Source organism: Nostoc sp. CCY0012 (assembly GCF_963920855.1).
Classification (GTDB): domain Bacteria; phylum Cyanobacteriota; class Cyanobacteriia; order Cyanobacteriales; family Nostocaceae; genus Cyanocohniella.
Window position 1 is genome coordinate 1 of the sequence record NZ_CAWUDM010000048.1, and the last position, 19,788, is coordinate 19,788.

Here is a 19,788-nt window from a genome sequence, read left to right on the forward strand (position 1 = left end):
ACATAGTTCTTGCCTGAGAAGCTACCACCCTTAAGCTCTCAAAGTCAACACCCTAATATCCCCCCCAGTACCCAATCCCCATCACCTAGCCAAATTACTCGCCACAACTGTCCAACAATCGCGTAATTTGGGTGATCAACGAGCCGAAGCTTACGCGCTTTTGAGTTTGGGTAGTTTGTACGAGCAGATGAACCAGTTGTCAGAGGCCCAAGATCTCACCCAACAAGGATTAATTTTAGCTCAGACGAGTCATGCCCCAGAAATTGCCTATCGCTTGCAGTGGCAATTGGGTAGATTGCTCAGGGCGCAAAAAGATATTCCCGGAGCGATCGCAGCTTATGATACGGCTGTAGATATCCTCAATTCTCTTCGCAATGACTTAGTAGCCATCAATCAAGATGTGCAATTTAACTTTCGGGATAGTGTAGAACCGGTTTATCGCCAATCAGTAGATTTATTACTGCAATCCCCAGGCGGAACCCTCAATGACAGCACTTTAAATAAAGTCCGACAACGAATTGAGACATTGCAGTTAGCAGAATTAGATAACTTCTTTCGGGAAGCTTGTTTACAAGGTAATGTAGTATCCCTGGATCAAGTGGTAGAGCAAGATAATGCAAATGCTGCCATTTTTTATCCGATTATTCTCCCCGAACAAATTCACGTAATTGCCAAAATTCCCCACCGATCCTTAAGGCATTACAGTACCAATATTAGCCAAACAGATGTAGAGCAAGCTTTAAACAAATTGCGATATCAGCTGGTTAATCCCTCTGCTACCAATGCCATCAAAAAACAGTCGCAACAAGTTTATGAATGGCTAATTCAACCTGTTGAGTCAGAATTGTCAGCTAGTAAAGTGAATACCTTAGTATTTGTACTAGATGGAGCGTTACGTAATTTACCAATGGCTGCACTTTACGACGGTCAGCAATTCTTAGTAGAAAAATATGCGATCGCTCTCAGCATTGGTCTGCAACTGCAAAACCCCAAACCCTTATTAAGACAACATCTCAGAGCATTAACTGCTGGGCTAACTCAGCCTCCCCCAGATTACTCCCACTGGTCACCATTACCCGCCATCAAATCTGAAGTCAATCTCATTGCCAGCGCTGGAGTATCAACAACGAGTTTATTAGATCAGCAGTTCACCAGCAAGGCACTAGAAAAGCAAGTAAATACCACTCCCTACAATGTGGTACATCTGGCAACTCATGGGCAATTTAGCTCTAACGCCAAAGACACCTTTATTTTGGCAGCCGACGGCCCCATCAACGTCAGACAATTTGATAGTATCCTGCGTAACCGCCATGAAACCCAAGCACAAGCCGTAGAACTATTAGTATTGAGTGCCTGCCAAACAGCAAGCGGAGACAACCATGCAGCCCTAGGACTAGCAGGAGCCGCAGTACGTGCAGGAGCGCAAAGTACCTTAGCTTCCTTATGGCAAATTGATGATGAATCCACAGCCTTCTTCGTAGGTAAATTTTATCAAGAACTCCACAAAGGCAACATCACCAAAGCCGCAGCCCTCCGCCACGCTCAATTAGAATTATTGCAACATCCCAATTACAAAGCACCAAGTTTTTGGTCTACCTATGTATTAATTGGAAATTGGTTATAAGAGGCTAGTACTGCGGCCTTGGAAGTCAAAAGCAGCCAATGCGTTGGGGAGACAGCGCCGTGGGCGTGAGAAATTTTAGCAGGCAGATCAGGAGTTCATTACACGAAGGTGCATTAGCCAGCGATCGCCATTAAAGAGTTAAAAAAATTTATCAGGCAGTGACTACAATAACGCTAAACTCTTATGACGAAGCAGCCCTTAGAGTCAACTTGATAGCTCCTGATGAAATTAGCCGATATCCTCAAAGACTCAAATTACAAGCTGTCGCAGTTTACGATCGCTGAAATTGAGCAGTTAGAACAGACAATTACCCTCAAGGCAACCAAAAACGGTGAGGTTCCTTATACGGTTTGTTTGGTGCGCCAAAAAGCAATTAAGCTCACGCCAGAGGAGGCAATTCGACAACTATATTTACGAATTTTGCGCGGGACAAATTAATCCATTTTTAAGCCTTGGGCTTTGAGAAAGTTGAGCATCCCAATTTTTGCTGAAAGTAGAATGCAAGAACTTGGAATGTTAATTAAATCGAAAGTCGAGGATTTTTATCAAGCTGAACTAAAATCCAAACAACTGCTAGAAATTGCTAAAACAGGAGTAGAACAGGCGATAGAAACTGATGAAGCAACAGCAACGACTTGGATAAACCAACAACTTGAAGCCTTGGGGGTAAGACTAACATGATTATGCAGGCTGAAGCAAAGAAAATCCATACAACCGAAGAGTATCTCGATTTCGAGGTAAATTCAGATATTCGGCATGAGTATATCAATGGAGAAATAATCCCTATGACTGGCGGTACTCCCGAACATAATGAAATTGCCAGTATTCTTAATGCCGCCTTAAGAGTCAGTTTGAAAGGTAAACCCTACAGTATTTTTGTAGCGGATCAACGGCTTTGGATTCCTGAACGCAAGCTTTATACCTACCCGGATGTTATGGTTGTTCCCCGTCCACTTGAACGACAACAGGGACGAACTGATACGATTACTAACCCAGTGATGATCGCCGAAGTGCTTTCAAAATCAACTAAAAGCTACGATAGGGATGAAAAGTTTTCAGCGTATCGTACCATTCCAACATTTCAAGAATATTTATTAATTGATCAATATACTGCTCATGTTGAGCAATACTCTAAAACAGACTCTCACAAATGGATCTTTACTGAATATGACGATCCAGAATCGTATATTTCACTCTCATCGATTCCCTTTGAAATTCGTTTAGCAGATATCTATGAAAGTGTTGAATTTGAGTCATAGTAGAAATTGCTAAAACAGGAGTAGAACAGGCGATAGAAACTAATGAAACCGCAGCAATAACTTGGATTAACCAGCAACTTGAAGCCTTGGAGGTAGAACTGTCATGACGATTACTGCAATAGATATACCAATGGATCGGATTCGTGAGTTTTGTCACAAGTGGCAAGTTACCGAATTTGCCCTGTTCGGCTCTGTCTTACGCGATGATTTTCGCCCCGAAAGCGATATTGATGTGTTGATCGCCTTTTCTCCAACTGCGAAACGGGGGTTAACCGAAACTCTGCAAATGCGCGATGAACTGCAAGCTATTTTTAACCGCCCTGTAGATTTGATTGTAAAAGCAGCGATTGAGCGCAGTGAAAACTGGCTCAGACGTAAAAATATTTTGGCATCTGCACAAGTCATTTATGCCACGTGACCAAGAATTTGTGAGCGTCGAATTGATTCGTGATAACCGTGAGGAAGTCTCAGAATTTTTGTTTTTCCGCCGTGTTGTAAGGTTAGAGTAATTTCTAGCCCCTAGCCCCTATTCCCTAATCCTCCAGGGCGTAAATATGCTCCCCCAATCACTCCAGAAAGACCTACCCCTCACCGCTCTTGCGCCCATGCAGGATGTGACAAACCTCTGGTTTATGAAAGTTATTGCCCACTACGGCAGTCCTGACTACTTCTTCACCGAGTATTTCCGCGTTAATGATACCTCACGACTAAATCGTAGCATTCTGGCAGCAATCACCGAAAACGACACAGGTCGCCCCGTTTTTGCTCAAATGATTGGTGAAAGCATTCCACACTTAGTAAGAACAGCACAGGAACTCTGTAACTATAATATTGCTGGAGTTGACTTGAACATGGGCTGTCCAGCACCGAGAATCTATCGCAAAAATGTTGGGGGTGGATTGTTGCTCTCCCCAGAAAAAGTGAATCGGATTTTGGGAGAACTGCGCCAGGCGGTGAATGATCGACCTTTGACTGTCAAGATGCGTGTAGGCTTTGAAAATACAGATAACTTTTACGAAATACTAGATATCATCAATCGCCATAGTATTGATTTGTTAAGTTTACATGGTCGCACGGTAAAAGATATGTACCACGGAGCAGTGAAATATGATTTGATTGCGGAAGCGGTGCAACGGGTTCATTGTCCAGTGCTTGCTAATGGCAATATCCACTCGGCGAAAAATGCCCTGGAAGTGCTTGCTCAAACGGGTGCAGCAGGTGTGATGGTGGGACGATGGGCCATCGGGAATCCTTGGCTTTTTAATCAAATTCGGCAAGCTTTGCGCTGTGAACCGATTACGCCCGTTCCTTTAGTAGAAGTACGCGACTATATTGAGCGTTTGTGGCAGACCCCCACAGCCCCAAGTATGTCAGAGCGATCGCGTATAGGCTACCTCAAAAGGTTCCTCAACTATATTGCCCTGAGTGTTGACGCTGAAGGTGATTTCCTCCGGCTGATGCGACAGACGCAGACCGAGGTAGAATTGTTTAACCTTTGCGATCGCTTTCTCGTTGCTGATATGACAAAAACTTTAGCCCTAGCACCCTACTCAGGCATATAACTGGTAATGCGATTTTTGAATATTCCATCGATTAATCTTTATACTGGATGCATAGAGATGGTTTCTATGTCATCCTTAAAAGTGAGAATTAATTCGGTGACAGTGTTTGTTTTTAGTATTCACAGGCTTCTCTCCGAAATTTAAATCTCTACACACTGATAATTTTGGAGAAAATCGATGTCAATTTATGTAGGCAACCTCTCTTACGAAGTTACTCAAGATACCTTGAGCGCTGTTTTTGCCGAATACGGCACCGTAAGACGTGTTCAACTACCTACTGACCGCGAAACCGGACAACTACGCGGTTTCGGATTTGTAGAAATGGGAACTGAAGCTGAAGAAGCAGCTGCCATTGAAGCGCTTGATGGTGCTGAATGGATGGGCCGTGACCTCAAAGTTAACAAAGCCAAGCCCAGAGAAGACAGAGGCCCTTCTGGTGGTAACCGGGGGGGATACGGTGGAGGTGGAGGCGGTGGACGTAACCGCTACTAAGCTTTGAAATCTGAAATTTAGACAAAAAGTTGGTCTTTTTTGCACTTTAGTCAACTGGTCAGCTTACCATTATGAGCAATTAAGTTAAGTCAAATTAGCAGGAGAGATAATGACCCAAATAGTAGTAGGCGACAATGAACACATTGAGTCAGCCTTACGCAGATTTAAGCGAGAAGTTTCTAAGGCGGGAATTTTTCAAGATATGAGGAAGCATCGTCACTTTGAAACGCCTATTGAAAAACGCAAGCGCAAAGAAATTGCCAAGCACAAGCAGAGTAAGAGACGGTTCCGCACCTAAGGAATAACATAGATATAAACGAATGCCCTTATAGAATTTATGAGGGCTTTCTTTATGGTTGTAAAAAGTCAGCAACACAATTTTTGAAAGCTTTTGGTCGCCAATGCTGTTTATCCTTCTTGCGTAGTCAAAGTATCTCCCATCACTTACCTAACAAAGCTTCAAATTCAGCTTGTAAAGAAGTGATATCTGCCACTCTAGCCACGAGTATATTGTCATGATTACCAGCGTTATTTAAACGTGCTTTCCAGTAACCCACACTTTCGGCGTTGTTCATCCAAAACTGTACTACGGTATCTATCACTTGTTCGGTATTCCAACCCCATTTAACTGGTAATGGTTCCACGGTTTCTAATAAGGCATCTAGTGTACATTTATGAGTTCCTAGATATTCAACACCTAAATTCTCTAGTTGGTTTATGGTCTGCTGTTGCTGATTAAAAAATTGCCAAACTGGAGACACACCTACAATATCAAAGGTGTATTTCATACCAATCCTCCCAACAATTAATTAGTTGTCTGAAAAAGATAGATTTTGGTAATAAATTTTGTTATTCAATGGACATAAAAACAGCAATGAAAAGTAGATTTTTTTATCTATGTCATCAAAAGCAAACTTTGAAATAAGTTAGCACTTATTGAGTTAGAGTGCTAAAGTGGATTCTATTGTTGATTGTATTATGAAATAGTTTTGAGCAGATTTTAAGGTAAAAATTATATTTTTAATAATTTTTTAATTTTTATGTTCTCAAATGGTAGAGGCTAATTAGCGGCTGCTTGGTTATGGGCGATCGCCTGAGGTTTTTTCTTTTTTCCATACATGAATGTACAGAGGGCAATCTCCCCCAGCCCTCTTTTCTGGTCAAAATAGTGAATTTTTGTCGGTATTGGCAAACTGCTTGGCAGCACAAATAGAACAGACATGCCAGCGCTGGAGTTCGCCCGGAGGCGTAGGACATTGACATTGAGGGCAAAGAGGTAAGTTATGCGATCGCACTTGTATTTTTTGCGCCCAAGATCCAAAGGCAGTATCGACATTTTGGATATGGGGATGCATCTGACGCCGGGAGCTACTGAGACTACCCAGATAACTAGGATGATCCTGTGGAACCACTAATTTTTGTTTTGGCAATTCTGGAGGTACTGCCCAACCAGCGGTAGAAAAGCGAATATCTAACAAAGGTTCGGGCAGTTTTTGATTTAACTTAACCATGAGTGTCTGGCGACTAAAAGTCATGTTCTGCGCCCAAGCAGCGCTAGAAGTTGCCACCCATAAAACTTGACGTTGAATCGATAATGGTCTTGTATGAGCAGCTACCTTAGAGCCAACAACGTCTGCCCAATTCTGCAACAACTTCTGTAATGGTTGTTCTCGCCATTGAGCTTGCTGTTCTAGAACGCCTAAAATATCATTGACTGATTTTAATGCCATTTCACAATCATAGAACTTTGTAATCTACCCTACGGATTAAACAATTTTCGCTACTATTGGCTCAAATGTATATAAAGTTAATCCAGCAGTCTAGGTTTGAGGCAAAGAGGTAATGAGTCAAAACCCCCTGATAGATTCTGGTACTTCATCATCTCCAGCATCTGGGTTAAAACCAGCATTAGCGGCAGCACTGGCGAGTTTAGAAGTGCCGCTAGATCAAGAGTTAGCCCGATATCGTCGTACACGCATAGCACTGAGGATACCGAATCAATACCGTGCGGGAAATTACATTAGTCAATCACAAGATTTGACAGACGCTACTGCTACAGAAGAGCAAAATTCCCCATCTGTAGGAGAAGTTAATCTTCCTACCCCACCTGGGTTTGTATTCAATGAAACTCCTCAAGAAAACCCAGTTCCCACTACTGCAAAAACAGAGGAACTTAATCATCTCAACTTAGCCGCCAATACCGAATCTATTAATACTCAAATTCCTCAATCCTCAGTAAATTCTGGGAGTAGCATTGTCCCGTCCATCGCTAAAACTAATTCCAGTGAAAATATTGCCCAAACCAACGATACGCCTTCACAGCCAGATGATTACTTAGAATCAAGCGAAGCACTACTACGAAGCTTAACAGATGAACAACAGCAGCCGGCACAGAAGCCAAGTCATTCAAATGACAGCCTGCTATCACCTTTGGGTATTGGCTCGATGTTGTTGTTATTAGTGGCCAGTCTTACCCTGGGGTATATAGTATTTAATCCTAACTCTCAAGATTGGCCTCAGTTTAATTTTGGGAGATTATTTAACAGCGATCCATCTACTACTACAGACAGTACAGAAGCAGTGGGAAATAGCACTCAACCTCAGGTGGAACCGGAACTCACTCCCATACCCAAGTATCCCAATTTAGCTGCTCAAGAATTTCCAGAAGTGAGAGAACCGACTGATATAGTCGGTTTACAACCCAAAGTCCAACCAACAGTAACCCCACAACCACCCCCACAACCGGTAGTTCCGCCTGTGGTTGAGTCGTTGCCAGAATTACAGCCTGCACCCCCGGTAAATTTACCTGCAATTCCCACGGTACAACCTTCGCCTGAACCTACTCCAACTCCACCCACTAGCAATGTCGAACTCAAACCAGCAGCAGATGGGTTTTATCATATAGTGATGGATAATCAAGGCGATCGCGCGCTCACCGCTGCGAGGAAAGTAGTTCCTGATGCTTATTTATCACCCGGACAAACAGTGATTTATTTGGGTTCAGTTAAGACCCCAGAGGAGGCAAAACAAAGGGTTCAAGAGCTACAATCCCAAGGCCTTAAAGCCAGAATTCAGCAGCCATGAGTGGCAAAAATCTACGATAGGATGAGGAAAACATCTACAAAATGCCCTGCCTGTTGACTGGCAATAAATAAATGGAGAGCCGATATGGGACTGATTCAACGTATCCTGCGGATAATTCGCGCCAATCTTAATAGTCTGATAGGCAGTGCAGAAGATCCAGAAAAGATTCTCGAACAAGCTGTCCTGGAAATGCAGGAAAACTTAGTGCGATTGCGACAGGGGGTAGCACAGGCCATCGCTACCCAAAAACGCACCGAACGACAGGCTGCGGCTGCCCAATCAACAGCAGAAGAATGGTATCGTCGCGCCCAACTGGCCCTGCAACAAGGTAATGAACCTTTAGCACGAGAAGCTTTGACGAAACGCAAAGCCTATCAGGAAACTGCTACAGCTCTTTATAATCAGATAGAGCAACAAAATGAAGTAGTCGCCAGGCTAAAAAAAGATATGCGATCGCTAGAGTTAAAAATCAGCGAAGCCAAAACCAAAAAAGATATGTACATTGCCCGGGCCCGTTCGGCTGAAGCTTCTTATCGACTCCAGGAAATGCTCGATAATTCTTCTGCCACTAGCAGTCTCGGTGCTTTTGAGCGCATGGAAGATAAAGTTTTACAAATCGAAGCACAATCAGAAGCCATCGCCCTACTAGGTACTGATGACCTGCAAAAACAATTTGACTCTCTAGAAGGGGCAACTGACATTGATACCGAACTAGCAGCCATGAAAGGGCAAATTCTGGACGGTAGCAACACTCAGCAACAGCAGTTACCCAAGAGTCCAGAGCCTTAAAAATTGGGCAATTACCAAATTTAGGAGATATCTTAAAAATTAATAGGTGTCGGCAGGTACCGAACCAAAGCGGAAAGATTACATTGAAAGAGGAAGTTATTAAATAGTAAAAAAGCGAACTTTCCCCCAAAGTGCGTCAAATCTAAAAGGAAAAACAAAGTTATGGGATTATTTGATCGTATTAGACGAGTAGTCGGTGCTAACCTCAACGACTTAGTTAATAAAGCTGAAGACCCCGAAAAAATGCTAGAGCAAGCCATCCTGGAAATGCAGGAAGACTTGGTACAGTTGCGTCAGGGAGTAGCCCAGGCGATCGCCGCCCAAAAACGAACTGAGAAGCAGTATAATGATGCCCAAAATGAAATTAATAAGTGGCAACGCAATGCTCAATTAGCACTGCAAAAAGGCGATGAAAACCTAGCACGACAAGCCCTAGAACGCAAAAAGACATTTACTGATACCAGCGGCGCACTGAAAACTAGCCTCGATCAGCAATCCACTCAGGTAGAAACCCTCAAGCGCAACTTGATTCAGCTAGAAAGCAAGATTTCTGAGGCCAAAACCAAAAAAGAAATGCTCAAAGCGCGGATTACAACCGCCAAAGCCCAAGAGCAACTTGAAGGTATGGTGCGCGGAATGAATAGCAGCAGCGCTATGGCGGCTTTCGAGCGCATGGAAGAAAAAGTCATGATGCAAGAAGCTCGCGCCCAATCAGCAGCAGAATTAGCAGGCGCAGATTTAGAAACCCAATTTGCTCAGTTGGAAAGTGGTAGCGACGTTGATGATGAATTAGCCGCATTAAAAGCCCAGATGCTACCGCCGGCGGCTGCACCTAACCAACCCCAATTACCACCAGAACAAAAAAGCAGCCCTGCACAATCGAATGAAGTGGTTGACTCTGAACTGGAATCCCTACGTAAGCAATTAGATCAATTGTAATTTTGGTAACACATTTTTCCAAGCTAGTCCCACACCTGATGGTTGTGGGATTTTGTTTCACTAAGCAACAAAGAATGGGGTAATGAGGCAGAATTTCTGTTCTTGTCCCCCTGTCCCCTATCCCCACTCCCTTCTTCTAGTATTGGGTATTTCACGATAGAGTATTGTGTGTGCCAACTTTGATCGATGCCACTTAATGGAGACTGTCATGAGTAAGGGTGTAATCACCATAACCGATGGTGAGTTTGAAACCGAAGTATTGAAAGCCGAGCAGCCTGTACTAGTTTACTTTTGGGCTTCTTGGTGTGGCCCTTGTCAATTGATGTCGCCACTAATGAATCTTGTTGCTACTAAATACAGCGATCGCCTAAAGGTCGTGAAAATGGAAGTCGATCCTAACCCTGTTTCGGTGAAACATTTCCAAGTAGAAGGTGTACCAGCTCTGAGGCTAGTTGAAGGAGAGAAGTTATTAATCTCCACCGAGGGAGCAATTGGCAAAGAAAAATTACTCAGCCTCTTAGATACGCACTTAAATAGTAATTAGTCCACAGCTAAAACTAACGACTAACGACTAATGACTAATGACCAATGACTAACATGCAGTTTGCGAAGCGTTTACAACCCCTGCAATTTAATGTATTTGCTGATATGGACAAAGCCAAAGCTGTGGCTTTATCAGCAGGAAGACAGTTAATCGATCTGTCACTAGGATCTTCTGATTTACCAGCCCAGTCCCACGTCACCGCAGCCATCGCCCAGTCTCTCGATGACCCAAGTACCCACGGCTACTTATTGTTTCATGGTACTCAAGCGTTTCGCCAAGCCGCAGCTAACTGGTACGAACAAAAATTTGGCATCGCCGTCGATCCAGAAACTGAGGTGCTACCCCTGATTGGTTCCCAGGAAGGGACTGCTCATCTACCTTTAGCATTGCTCAACCCTGGGGATTTTGCTTTATTGCTTGATCCTGGCTACCCCTCCCACGCTGGAGGTGTCTACTTGGCTAGTGGTCAAATTTACCCTATGCCATTATTGGTAGAAAATGATTTCTTACCAGTACTTGCTGACATTCCCCCAGATGTTTTAGCTCAATCGCGGATGATGGTATTGAGTTATCCTCACAATCCTACTGCCGCGATCGCTCCTTTATCTTTTTTCCAAGAAGCTGTGGCCTTTTGTCAGCAGCATAATCTGGCTTTAGTTCACGATTTTCCCTACGCAGACTTGGTATTTGAAGTAAATAGAGAGTGGGGAAACAACCAGCCCCATTCCCCATCTTTAGTTCCTTCTATTCTGCAAGCTGATCCAGATAAAAGCGTTGCCATTGAATTTTTTACTCTTTCTAAGTCTTACAATATGGGCGGATTCCGTATTGGCTACGCCATCGGTAATGCTCAATTAATTCAAGCTTTACGCCAAGTCAAAGCAGCAGTTGATTTTAACCAGTATCGGGGAATTTTGAACGGGGCGATCGCTGCCCTCACGGGGCCACAAACAGGAGTTATCGAAGCCGTTACCACTTTTCGTAAACGTCGTGATGCTTTTATTAACGCTTTGCATCGTATTGGTTGGCAAGTTCCCACACCCAAAGCCACAATGTACATTTGGGCTAAGTTACCCTCACCGTGGCAGGAAAATTCTGTAGAATTTTGTACTCAGCTAGTCAAACAAACGGGTGTAGCGGCTTCTCCTGGTGCTGGCTTTGGCAAATCTGGAGAAGGATATGTTCGCTTTGCTTTAGTACATGAACCACCTGTATTAGAAACTGCTGTAGCAAGAATTGCTGAATTTTTAAACCAATAGCTGAGAAATTTCCCATAATCGACTTGTGGCAAAAATGCGAATCAGCAAAAAACTACAGATAAACATCGATCAATATAAATTGAAATTTTGGCGTTGCATAAATGCGGGATGAAATCATAAAATTCAACCTTTGCATCTCTTACCCTCTGCGCCTTTGCGCGCCAGTTGCTACAAGTCAGGGAACCCGCCCAACGCACTGGGTTGCCTTTGCGTGAGGCAAAAATCATCCCATTAATCAGCAACGCCCAAATTTTTGCTAATTTTTAGTTATTAAGGTAATAATAGACTAGTACCGCACTTGCTACAGGAAACTCTGATAAATGCGGCCAACCTGAGCGCACATTGCCCGCTCTCCATAACTAGCTGTCATTGCTCTTTAGTATTGCTATAGTCACAATTCTTAAAGAATTTGTTCAAGAGTTCTGTAAAATTTTCACTTATCAATGTTTCTTTGTGAGCTGAAATGTCAACACACTTACTCACTATAAATCAACAATTACATTTGCTCCTATTAAAAAGACTTTTACTAATTGAAGATAATGATATTAACAGAATGTTGATGAGTGATTATCTGAGTTACTGTGGATATCATGTCAAAAGTTTGTCACATGGAACTAATGTTTTTGCAAATATAGAAAAATTCAAACCTCAATTAATATTATTAGATTTAAAATTACCCGATATTGATGGTTATTCTATTCTAGAGCAAATTCAGCAGCAACCAGAGATATCAAAGATACCTGTTATTGTAGTTTCAGCATTTGCTTTTAAAGCTGATCAAGAACGAGCTATGGCTTTAGGTGCTAGTTATTATTTTGTCAAGCCTGTAAATCTTACCGCTTTAATTATTAAAATAGAAGAAAAGTTAGCCTGTCATCATCAAATATAAATATTGATAGTTTATTTGTATTTGATGTAAATTTATTCATCAGTTTCATTATTAATATAATCTTCAACCCTTTCATTCATGATTTGCACAGAATTACCAATGCTATCAAGCTTGCGTTGTAATTGTGCTATTAATAAAACCGCTGTTTGTAGTTCGTTAAGAGTTTCAGCCATAGCTTCACGGTAATTAGATTCAAAATCTTGGATATTCATGAGTTTTCTATTTGATCATCAGATAGAGAGTAATCCGCTGCGATTTTTAATAGCCTGCGTAGACAGGTAATCAAGTTGTACTGATTTATGTTGTTAATCTTAATGATAATCATAGAAACAAATTATTAAAACCGTTAATTCGCCTAATGTTTAAATTCAATTAATAATCAGGAAGATTGCTTATGCATACCAAAATAAGGAATTTTTTATTCAATTAAATAATCGAGATATAGAGCTAGTTTGAGTAACCTGAAAAAATATGATTTAAAGTTAGTGTATAGAAATTTTATTAAAAATCCGAAATTATAAATATTAGTCATGTCAAATTTCTGAAAAATTTGTAAAATTCTTGAAAAATTAGTTATTTTTTTATGAAATAAACTAAATATATGTAAGTAAGTTAATAAAAACTATGACCGCAAATAATAGTAGTCAAGTGATGTATCATCTAAGGCTTCAGGTGATTGAGGCTTCATCTGGATTTGATCAATTACCTGGGCCATCAACACAAAAAATTTATTTTTCTTAAAATAAGAATAGGTAAATTCGTTAAATTACCTAAATTAAACTGTGACAATATCTACATCTACTCCAATACTACCACTGCTTAAAGACGCAGAACGTCTGGCCAGTCGTCTAGCGGAAATTCCGCCAGAACCGGGAGTTTATTTCATGCGGGATGGGAGCGATCGCATTATATATATAGGCAAGTCACGGAAACTGCGATCGCGTGTACGTTCCTATTTTCGGGACGGCTACAATAAAAGCGAACGTATAGCCACAATGGCCAAGCAGGTGACAGATATTGAATTTATTGTCACCGATACGGAAGCTGAAGCCTTAGCCTTGGAAGCCAACTTAATCAAGCAGCATCAGCCTTACTTTAATGTGCTGCTGAAAGATGATAAAAAATATCCCTACGTTTGTATCACTTGGTCAGAAGACTATCCCCGCATTTTCATTACCCGCAAACGTCAACTCGGTAAAGAAAAAGATAAATTTTACGGGCCGTACACTGATGCAGGTTTATTGCGGGAAATATTACGCATATCTAAACGCATCTTTAGCTTGCGACAACGACCCCAACCTTTATTTAAAGACCGTCCTTGTTTGAATTATGACTTAGGACGCTGTCCTGGTGTCTGTCAAAAGTTGATTTCACCAGAAGAATACCGCAAAACTGTGCAAAAGGTGGCGATGGTATTTCAAGGTCGTAGTCAAGAACTGATTGATATCCTCACAGAACAAATGCAAACCGCAGCCGAGGCGTTGAACTTTGAATCGGCGGCGCGCATTCGTGATCAAATTGCTGGATTAAATTCCCTGACTGCTAATCAAAAAGTTTCCTTACCAGACGATACAGTGTCACGGGATGCTTTAGCACTAGCAGCCGATGAACAACGGGCTTGCATTCAATTATTCCAAATTCGGGCTGGTCAACTGGTAGGAAGTTTAGCCTTTATTGCAGATACTCAAGCCGAACCAGGTGCTATTTTACAACGAGTTTTAGAGGAACATTACCAAACTGCTGATACAGTGGAAATTCCCACAGAAATTTTGGTACAGCATGAGTTACCAGATAGCGAAATTTTGGCAGATATTTTAACTCAGCGCAAGGGTAAAAAAGTCACAATTTTACATCCACAACGCCAAACCAAGGCAGAATTAATTGAGATGGTAGAACGCAATGCTGAGTATGAATTGCAAAGAACGCAAAAATTAAGCGATCGCAATCATCAAGCAATGCAAGATTTGGCGACTATTCTCGATTTACCCGACTTACCCCACCGCATTGAAGGTTACGATATTTCTCACATTCAAGGGTCAAATGCTGTGGCTTCCCAAGTTGTGTTTATCGATGGGTTACCAGGAAAGCAACATTATCGCCACTACAAAATTAAAAATCCCCATGTGACAGCAGGACATTCCGATGATTTTGCTAGTTTGGCTGAAGTTATCCAAAGACGGTTTCGCAAGTATGGCGAAGATACACAATTACCGAGAGTTGGTAATCCTGACTGGCCTGATTTAATTATGATTGATGGCGGTAAAGGTCAGTTATCATCGGTTGTCGCCGTTTTACAAGAAATGAATTTATTAGAAGACTTGCGAGTTGTCAGTTTGGCGAAGCGACAAGAAGAGATTTTTTTACCGGGAGAATCTCAACCTTTGGAAACCGATGCAGAACAACCAGGAGTCCAGTTATTGCGGCGGTTACGAGATGAAGCCCATCGCTTTGCTGTGAGTTTCCATCGTCAGCAACGTAGTGATAAATTGAAGCGATCGCGTTTAGATGAAATTCCCGGTTTAGGACATCATCGCCAAAAGCAACTATTAGGACATTTTCGCTCAGTTGATTACATTCGGCAAGCCACACCTACACAGTTAGCCGAGGTTGCGGGAATTGGGCCGAGATTAGCTCAAGAAATTTATGATTATTTTCATCCTGGTTCCGGAAGTTGAACTTTATTCCTCAATCATTAATCTACCTAAAATTTCATTCCATTTCTCTTTGTGAATTTTGCGGATTTCATTATCTGACTCTATCAATTGTGAATATAAATCAACAAAATCTGTGATAGACATGATTAATCTTAAGTAATATTTAATTGTCGGAATAATTCCATTAAGAATTACTTGACATCCATGTTCTGATGAAATTTCTTTAATAAGTTTATTAATCTGTTCAGCTTCTAATTGTTTAACATCTTTTGACGCAAAAATATAGTATCTTTGAGGATTATGTATAGTAATTTTATTTTTGGCACGGTAAACCATTTGCAGAGTAATTTCTTGCCCATATTTGATTTCTATAGCTTCAATAAGATGAGAATTATTATCAAAAATTTCAATATCTCCAGCAGTTTTAGAAGTTCTATCAGAAGCTGTATGACTGCCTAATTTTTTCAGTGTACATGAATTATATCTAGATATTTCCTTCACTAAAATTTGATAAAGGCCATAGAAGGCAATAACAGGCAATTTTGATCCACCATCAGTTTTATAGTTATAGTTAAAATGCTCATCTAAAGCATTGACTAAACTCTTTAAATCTAACTTTTCTGGATTACTTAATTTAATAATTTCAACTAAATTATTATCTTTAACTGATTTAACCAATTTTAGAAGCAATTTTAAAACATTTTCTGCTTTATAGGGATGTATCTGCACGAAATCAATAATATTGAGAAATGCTAATTTTAAAGACTTAGGACTTATATTACCCTCATAATTTAACGTATAAGGGTAAGGTTGTTCTAAAGAACGAGTTAACCAACCACTTTCAGCCATTGCCGGTAAGCCTAACTCGGTTAATGTAGGGGTAATATATTTTGTATCTATAGTTCTTCCTGAAAACCCACCCTGAAGGTCAACTTGATGATATCTAATATCTTGAGATGGATATAAAATTTTATGTACTAAAAGAGTAACTAGTACTGTAAAAACTGCCTTTCTAGTAAAGCAATTTTTACTAATATGCACAACATAATCTTGATATCTTTGTGGTAATTCAGTTTGATTAATTTCAAAGTCAGATATGTTTTTATAAATTTGTATAAGTTTTTCTTTATGATTCATATTCAAAGATATGTCTGCTTGAATAAGTTGCTTAAAGTCACAAGTTTGATTAAAATCTACTTGTTGTAACGCCCTATTTTGATATGAAAAAACTTGATTTTTAATTTGATTTGCTAGTTCATAAATTACTGGTACACACACAGAGTTACCTATCTGTTTATAGCACTCTGCTAAATTGCTATGGGTTTTGAAATCATCAGGAAACCCCATAATTTTATAACACTCTCCAAGGGTTAATTTGCGGACTACATCTTCTTCTGGTATGTAAATAAAAAATCTTCCCGAAGTCTCTTGAGAAGGTATTGTGGGATGTACTCCTTCTATAGAATAAATTCTATTTGGTTGATGATGAACCCGCGATAAATGTTCTGTGTTTGGCCTAATACCTGTTTTCCAAATACTTTTATTACGATATCCTACAAAAATCAAACCTGATGCTTGTTGTTTAGGATTATCTATCATTGTGTATTCTTCAGTATTTAAGTATTCAAATTTTCCAGAAGGACACAAAAATTCCCTCAATTTTGGAAATCTTTTAGATTTTTGAAGATTGTTAAAATTAAATTTCTTATCTTTTGTAGCTACAAATATTACTCTTTCTCTATTTTGTGGTAATCCAAAGTCTCTAGAGTTAACTATTTCGTAGTTAACCACATAACCCATATCTTCTAAAGAATATAGTATTACTTCTAATGTTCTACCTTGATCGTGATGTAATATATGTTTAACATTCTCTAGGAGAACGACAGGAGGATTAATATGTTCAATAATTTCACAAATATGAAAAAATAAAGTACCCCTAGTGTCATGGAAACCTTTTCTGCGTCCACAAATACTGAAAGGTTGACAAGGAAAACCAGCTGTTAAAACATCAAAATAAGGTAAATTTTTTAAATCAAGTTTTCTAATATCAGATTCGGGCTTTTCCCCAAAATTATTGAAATAAACCTGTTGACACGCCTCATCAATCTCACAAGAAAATACACACTTATAGTCAGCCTTTTCAAATGCTAATCTAAAACCTCCAATACCAGCAAATAAATCAGCAAACTTTAGTTTTAATTCCTCCATAAAAATCAGTAAAACATTCTTTAAATAGTCAAAGTATATATCATAGCAAACTCTCACTATTTTTAGTATTTTTTATTCATAGACTTAGCTGTTTTTCATATAATTCAAAAGATTATTCTATTATTTTACGTGTTTAACTTTAGCTTTTGTATAATTAAAGACACAAAACCCATACTCCCCAATTAAATATTAACTAAATCTTAAAATAAAAATTATGTGACTAAAGATACAGTATTTTCTTGCTGTTAATTTTTCAATACAAGAACGGCTTTTAATACTTGGCTAGCATAACCAAAGAATTACGTTATCTCAAGGCATTAGTCATAGGGATCACTAAATTTCTAAACGATACATAATGGAAAAACGAGTTTATATATCCAAAGTGGGATGGAAACCTTACATAAATATGAAGATAATGAGGGATAGCATATAAAAACAATCAAATCTAAATTTTTGTTTAAAATCATCGGACTATATCAAAACTCTTTGTTAACTTAAGCCAACCAAATTAAAATCTTTGTTGATTTAATTCGCCATTTTGTCAAATTAGAAAACAGCACAACCAGGGATTTGAAAATGCATATATTACAAAAAATTCACTGTCCAAATTGTGGCAGTGAAGCAGAACGTCATTATATTTCTGATAGTCAAATAACCCGGACACAATGTCCAAGTTGCGATTATTTAATGATCACTTGCACTCGGACAGGCAGAGTAATTGAGGCTTACGCCCCAGGGATTCAAGCATATGTCAAAAAGCAAGTGAGCGTAAGTACTGAATCTTAATGACTAGCGCGGAGTTGTCCACAAGCAGCATCAGCTTCTAAACCACGAGAGTAGCGGACACTAACAGCTATTTGTTTTTGTTTGAGGACATTTACAAAAGCTTGAATGCGATCGCTACTAGGGCGTTGATAATCTACTTCATCGATGGGATTGTAGGGAATTAAATTCACATGACTTTGAAACCCGCGCAGACATTTTGCCAATTGCACAGCGTGTTGTGGTAAGTCGTTGAACCCAGCCAACAGGACATATTCAAAAGAGATGCGTCGTCTAGTTATTTCCACATATTCCCGACATTCATCTAGCAAATCTTCTAGAGGATAGGGGCGGGCGCTGGGAATAAGCTGTTCACGTAGTGCTTGGTTAGGTGCGTGGAGACTCACCGCCAAAGTGACTTGTAAATTGTGCTTGGCAAACTGACGGATGCGATCGCGTATCCCTACTGTAGAAACAGTCAGCGATCGCTGTCCAATTCCCACATCTTGATTTAAGGATTTCAAAGCTGCTAACACATTCTCAGTATTCAATAACGGTTCACCCATGCCCATAAATACCACATGGCTCACACGTTGCTGAAAATCCTCTTGGACAGTCAATACTTGATCAACAATTTCATGTCTGCCTAAATTGCGGATATATCCACCTTTACCAGTAGCACAAAAATCACACGCCATTGGACAACCCACCTGAGTTGACACACAAACTGTCAGACGTTTTGCGGTAGGAATGCCAACAGTTTCAATGATTTGACCGTCAGCGAGTTTCAAAAGATATTTTACCGTACCATCAGGCGCAACAGCGCGGTGATGTATAGTGGAACGACCAATAGGTATTTCTGCAACTTCCGCCCGCCATTGTTTAGAAAACACAGAAATATCAGCAAGCGATCGCACACCCTTTTGATAAATCCACTCATGCAGTTGCTTACCTCTATAAGCCGGTTGTCCCTGCTGCTGTACCCAAGCAGTTAACTCAGTCACCGAAGCACCGAGTAAAGGAGGAATTAATTGAAGTTTCTCAGCATTGGGTGAGTCAACTGGAGGAGTAAAAGGCGTAGCAGACATAAAAAATTTAGTGTTGATCTTAGATCTCTATGCTACAACTTCTACATCAATATCAATGATTCTGGGGTTGAGAAATCCGCGCCTCGATATCTTCCAACGTTTGTAACAATAAACGCTTGGCTTGTAATTGCCAACCCCACTTCTGAATCCTAAAAGCCGCCACAGTTCCCACTACACCTACCAATAAAACCACAGGTTGATTCAGAGAAATCCCAAATAATAAACCCAATCCCGCAATTCCCCAAAACGGTAAAGCCGCTGCTTGTCTTTGTTCTTCTACAATATTAGTAAATATACTAGGCTTCATAGTAGCCAATAGCTCGTCCTTAACTTGCCTTTGTTCTACTGCTGATACCGATAAACCAATTTTACGGCGCAATTTCTCAATTTTTCGGGCATCAGTACTGTATTGAGTGAGTTCATCTTCCGCCATTTTTAAGAGTCTTTCTAGTTGCGCCATTTCACTTGTGATTTCGGGATTTTAGTACAGCTTTGATTTCAAAGAAAGTTAAATTTTCCTAACTATAGTGTTGCATTTAATAGCACAATCCTCAAACCCAAACCTAAAATGAGACATGGGGATAATACCCAGCAATACAAACTTTCAACCAGAGCATATACTTGAGAGGTAATAC

The 19,788-nt window shown here is 40.3% G+C and carries 21 protein-coding genes and 1 pseudogene; 16 read left to right on the top strand and 6 right to left on the bottom strand.

Translation table 11 applies throughout. The annotated features are described in order from the left end of the window. Nucleotides 1-85 precede the first annotated feature (85 nt). The 8 genes and pseudogenes from ACM0OS_RS15395 to rpsU all read left to right on the top strand — a co-directional run. Nucleotides 86-1,624, top strand: a pseudogene (locus ACM0OS_RS15395) (CHAT domain-containing protein); the annotation flags it as partial. Between the two features lie 222 nt (nucleotides 1,625-1,846). Then, nucleotides 1,847-2,062 carry a hypothetical protein gene (locus tag ACM0OS_RS15400; protein ID WP_414544065.1) on the top strand — a complete coding sequence of 72 codons (216 nt, stop codon included), beginning with the start codon at nucleotides 1,847-1,849 and terminating at the stop codon, nucleotides 2,060-2,062. Nucleotides 2,063-2,137: 75 nt separating this feature from the next. After that, nucleotides 2,138-2,305, top strand: coding sequence for a hypothetical protein (locus ACM0OS_RS15405; protein ID WP_414544066.1), 168 nt, complete (start codon nucleotides 2,138-2,140; stop codon nucleotides 2,303-2,305). Further along, nucleotides 2,302-2,883, top strand: coding sequence for a Uma2 family endonuclease (locus tag ACM0OS_RS15410; RefSeq protein ID WP_414544067.1), 582 nt, complete (start codon nucleotides 2,302-2,304; stop codon nucleotides 2,881-2,883). The genes ACM0OS_RS15405 and ACM0OS_RS15410 overlap by 4 nt, the downstream gene beginning before the upstream one ends. Nucleotides 2,884-2,986: 103 nt before the next feature. Next, complete coding sequence (locus tag ACM0OS_RS15415; RefSeq protein ID WP_414544068.1) at nucleotides 2,987-3,301, top strand: nucleotidyltransferase family protein; 315 nt, start codon at nucleotides 2,987-2,989, stop codon at nucleotides 3,299-3,301. A 136-nt stretch (nucleotides 3,302-3,437) separates the two neighbouring features. Continuing rightward, complete coding sequence (locus tag ACM0OS_RS15420; protein WP_414544069.1) at nucleotides 3,438-4,445, top strand: tRNA-dihydrouridine synthase family protein; 1,008 nt, start codon at nucleotides 3,438-3,440, stop codon at nucleotides 4,443-4,445. A 177-nt stretch (nucleotides 4,446-4,622) separates the two neighbouring features. Further along, entirely contained in the window at nucleotides 4,623-4,937 is a 315-nt protein-coding gene (locus ACM0OS_RS15425) for an RNA recognition motif domain-containing protein (RefSeq protein ID WP_414544070.1), read from the top strand. A 109-nt stretch (nucleotides 4,938-5,046) separates the two neighbouring features. Continuing rightward, nucleotides 5,047-5,235, top strand: coding sequence for a 30S ribosomal protein S21 (rpsU, locus tag ACM0OS_RS15430; RefSeq protein WP_414544071.1), 189 nt, complete (start codon nucleotides 5,047-5,049; stop codon nucleotides 5,233-5,235). Nucleotides 5,236-5,377: 142 nt separating this feature from the next. Here rpsU and ACM0OS_RS15435 read toward each other — a convergent pair whose 3' ends face one another. After that, nucleotides 5,378-5,725 (bottom strand): hypothetical protein, encoded by a 348-nt coding sequence (locus ACM0OS_RS15435; RefSeq protein ID WP_414544072.1) that lies wholly within the window; start codon nucleotides 5,723-5,725, stop codon nucleotides 5,378-5,380. Nucleotides 5,726-6,097: 372 nt separating this feature from the next. Next, a complete protein-coding gene (locus tag ACM0OS_RS15440; protein WP_414544073.1) occupies nucleotides 6,098-6,667 on the bottom strand; it encodes a DUF721 domain-containing protein in 570 nt (189 codons plus the stop codon). 112 nt (nucleotides 6,668-6,779) lie between these two features. On the opposite strand from ACM0OS_RS15440, the gene ACM0OS_RS15445 reads away from it, so the two are divergent. The 6 genes from ACM0OS_RS15445 to ACM0OS_RS15470 all read left to right on the top strand — a co-directional run bounded on the left by ACM0OS_RS15445 (nucleotide 6,780) and on the right by ACM0OS_RS15470 (nucleotide 12,441). Next, on the top strand, nucleotides 6,780-8,021 hold the full coding sequence (locus ACM0OS_RS15445) for a hypothetical protein (RefSeq protein ID WP_414544074.1): 1,242 nt from the start codon (nucleotides 6,780-6,782) through the stop codon (nucleotides 8,019-8,021). Between the two features lie 84 nt (nucleotides 8,022-8,105). Further along, a complete protein-coding gene (locus ACM0OS_RS15450; RefSeq protein ID WP_414544075.1) occupies nucleotides 8,106-8,810 on the top strand; it encodes a PspA/IM30 family protein in 705 nt (234 codons plus the stop codon). A 162-nt stretch (nucleotides 8,811-8,972) separates the two neighbouring features. Further along, a complete protein-coding gene (locus ACM0OS_RS15455; protein WP_414544076.1) occupies nucleotides 8,973-9,749 on the top strand; it encodes a PspA/IM30 family protein in 777 nt (258 codons plus the stop codon). Nucleotides 9,750-9,957: 208 nt separating this feature from the next. Continuing rightward, nucleotides 9,958-10,293 (top strand): thioredoxin family protein, encoded by a 336-nt coding sequence (locus tag ACM0OS_RS15460; RefSeq protein WP_414544077.1) that lies wholly within the window; start codon nucleotides 9,958-9,960, stop codon nucleotides 10,291-10,293. Nucleotides 10,294-10,346: 53 nt separating this feature from the next. Continuing rightward, on the top strand, nucleotides 10,347-11,552 hold the full coding sequence (locus ACM0OS_RS15465; RefSeq protein WP_414544108.1) for an LL-diaminopimelate aminotransferase: 1,206 nt from the start codon (nucleotides 10,347-10,349) through the stop codon (nucleotides 11,550-11,552). A gap of 463 nt (nucleotides 11,553-12,015) precedes the next feature. Then, the gene (locus ACM0OS_RS15470; RefSeq protein WP_414544078.1) at nucleotides 12,016-12,441 is read left to right on the top strand and encodes a response regulator; all 426 of its coding nucleotides are present in this window, start codon (nucleotides 12,016-12,018) and stop codon (nucleotides 12,439-12,441) included. A gap of 32 nt (nucleotides 12,442-12,473) precedes the next feature. On the opposite strand, the gene ACM0OS_RS15475 is transcribed toward ACM0OS_RS15470, so the two are convergent. Then, the gene (locus ACM0OS_RS15475; protein ID WP_414544079.1) at nucleotides 12,474-12,653 is read right to left on the bottom strand and encodes a hypothetical protein; all 180 of its coding nucleotides are present in this window, start codon (nucleotides 12,651-12,653) and stop codon (nucleotides 12,474-12,476) included. Nucleotides 12,654-13,229: 576 nt separating this feature from the next. Between ACM0OS_RS15475 and uvrC the strand changes: the two genes are divergently transcribed. After that, a complete protein-coding gene (gene uvrC / locus ACM0OS_RS15480) occupies nucleotides 13,230-15,116 on the top strand; it encodes an excinuclease ABC subunit UvrC (protein WP_414544109.1) in 1,887 nt (628 codons plus the stop codon). A 3-nt stretch (nucleotides 15,117-15,119) separates the two neighbouring features. Here the strand turns inward: uvrC and ACM0OS_RS15485 are convergent, their stop codons facing one another. Beyond that, nucleotides 15,120-17,303 (bottom strand): DNA cytosine methyltransferase, encoded by a 2,184-nt coding sequence (locus tag ACM0OS_RS15485; RefSeq protein ID WP_414544080.1) that lies wholly within the window; start codon nucleotides 17,301-17,303, stop codon nucleotides 15,120-15,122. 576 nt (nucleotides 17,304-17,879) lie between these two features. On the opposite strand from ACM0OS_RS15485, the gene ACM0OS_RS15490 reads away from it, so the two are divergent. Then, nucleotides 17,880-18,089, top strand: coding sequence for a replication restart DNA helicase PriA (locus ACM0OS_RS15490; protein WP_414544081.1), 210 nt, complete (start codon nucleotides 17,880-17,882; stop codon nucleotides 18,087-18,089). On the opposite strand, the gene rlmN is transcribed toward ACM0OS_RS15490, so the two are convergent. Then, complete coding sequence (rlmN, locus tag ACM0OS_RS15495; protein ID WP_414544082.1) at nucleotides 18,086-19,153, bottom strand: 23S rRNA (adenine(2503)-C(2))-methyltransferase RlmN; 1,068 nt, start codon at nucleotides 19,151-19,153, stop codon at nucleotides 18,086-18,088. The two genes, ACM0OS_RS15490 and rlmN, sit on opposite strands and share 4 nt — an antisense overlap. Nucleotides 19,154-19,205: 52 nt before the next feature. Beyond that, complete coding sequence (locus ACM0OS_RS15500) at nucleotides 19,206-19,613, bottom strand: hypothetical protein (RefSeq protein WP_414544083.1); 408 nt, start codon at nucleotides 19,611-19,613, stop codon at nucleotides 19,206-19,208. Nucleotides 19,614-19,788: the final 175 nt, after the last annotated feature.

Coding starts and splice junctions, on each gene's coding strand:
- ACM0OS_RS15450 (WP_414544075.1), top strand. CDS start 8,106: ATGGGACTGATTCAACGTATCCTGCGGATAATTCGCGCCAATCTTAAT.
- ACM0OS_RS15470 (WP_414544078.1), top strand. CDS start 12,016: ATGTCAACACACTTACTCACTATAAATCAACAATTACATTTGCTCCTA.
- ACM0OS_RS15405 (WP_414544066.1), top strand. CDS start 2,138: ATGTTAATTAAATCGAAAGTCGAGGATTTTTATCAAGCTGAACTAAAA.
- ACM0OS_RS15420 (WP_414544069.1), top strand. CDS start 3,438: ATGCTCCCCCAATCACTCCAGAAAGACCTACCCCTCACCGCTCTTGCG.
- ACM0OS_RS15500 (WP_414544083.1), bottom strand. CDS start 19,613: ATGGCGCAACTAGAAAGACTCTTAAAAATGGCGGAAGATGAACTCACT.
- ACM0OS_RS15460 (WP_414544077.1), top strand. CDS start 9,958: ATGAGTAAGGGTGTAATCACCATAACCGATGGTGAGTTTGAAACCGAA.
- ACM0OS_RS15475 (WP_414544079.1), bottom strand. CDS start 12,653: ATGAATATCCAAGATTTTGAATCTAATTACCGTGAAGCTATGGCTGAA.
- ACM0OS_RS15485 (WP_414544080.1), bottom strand. CDS start 17,303: ATGGAGGAATTAAAACTAAAGTTTGCTGATTTATTTGCTGGTATTGGA.
- ACM0OS_RS15440 (WP_414544073.1), bottom strand. CDS start 6,667: ATGGCATTAAAATCAGTCAATGATATTTTAGGCGTTCTAGAACAGCAA.
- ACM0OS_RS15490 (WP_414544081.1), top strand. CDS start 17,880: ATGCATATATTACAAAAAATTCACTGTCCAAATTGTGGCAGTGAAGCA.
- rlmN (WP_414544082.1), bottom strand. CDS start 19,153: ATGTCTGCTACGCCTTTTACTCCTCCAGTTGACTCACCCAATGCTGAG.
- rpsU (WP_414544071.1), top strand. CDS start 5,047: ATGACCCAAATAGTAGTAGGCGACAATGAACACATTGAGTCAGCCTTA.
- ACM0OS_RS15425 (WP_414544070.1), top strand. CDS start 4,623: ATGTCAATTTATGTAGGCAACCTCTCTTACGAAGTTACTCAAGATACC.
- ACM0OS_RS15455 (WP_414544076.1), top strand. CDS start 8,973: ATGGGATTATTTGATCGTATTAGACGAGTAGTCGGTGCTAACCTCAAC.
- ACM0OS_RS15400 (WP_414544065.1), top strand. CDS start 1,847: ATGAAATTAGCCGATATCCTCAAAGACTCAAATTACAAGCTGTCGCAG.
- ACM0OS_RS15410 (WP_414544067.1), top strand. CDS start 2,302: ATGATTATGCAGGCTGAAGCAAAGAAAATCCATACAACCGAAGAGTAT.
- ACM0OS_RS15445 (WP_414544074.1), top strand. CDS start 6,780: ATGAGTCAAAACCCCCTGATAGATTCTGGTACTTCATCATCTCCAGCA.
- ACM0OS_RS15415 (WP_414544068.1), top strand. CDS start 2,987: ATGACGATTACTGCAATAGATATACCAATGGATCGGATTCGTGAGTTT.
- ACM0OS_RS15465 (WP_414544108.1), top strand. CDS start 10,347: ATGCAGTTTGCGAAGCGTTTACAACCCCTGCAATTTAATGTATTTGCT.
- ACM0OS_RS15435 (WP_414544072.1), bottom strand. CDS start 5,725: ATGAAATACACCTTTGATATTGTAGGTGTGTCTCCAGTTTGGCAATTT.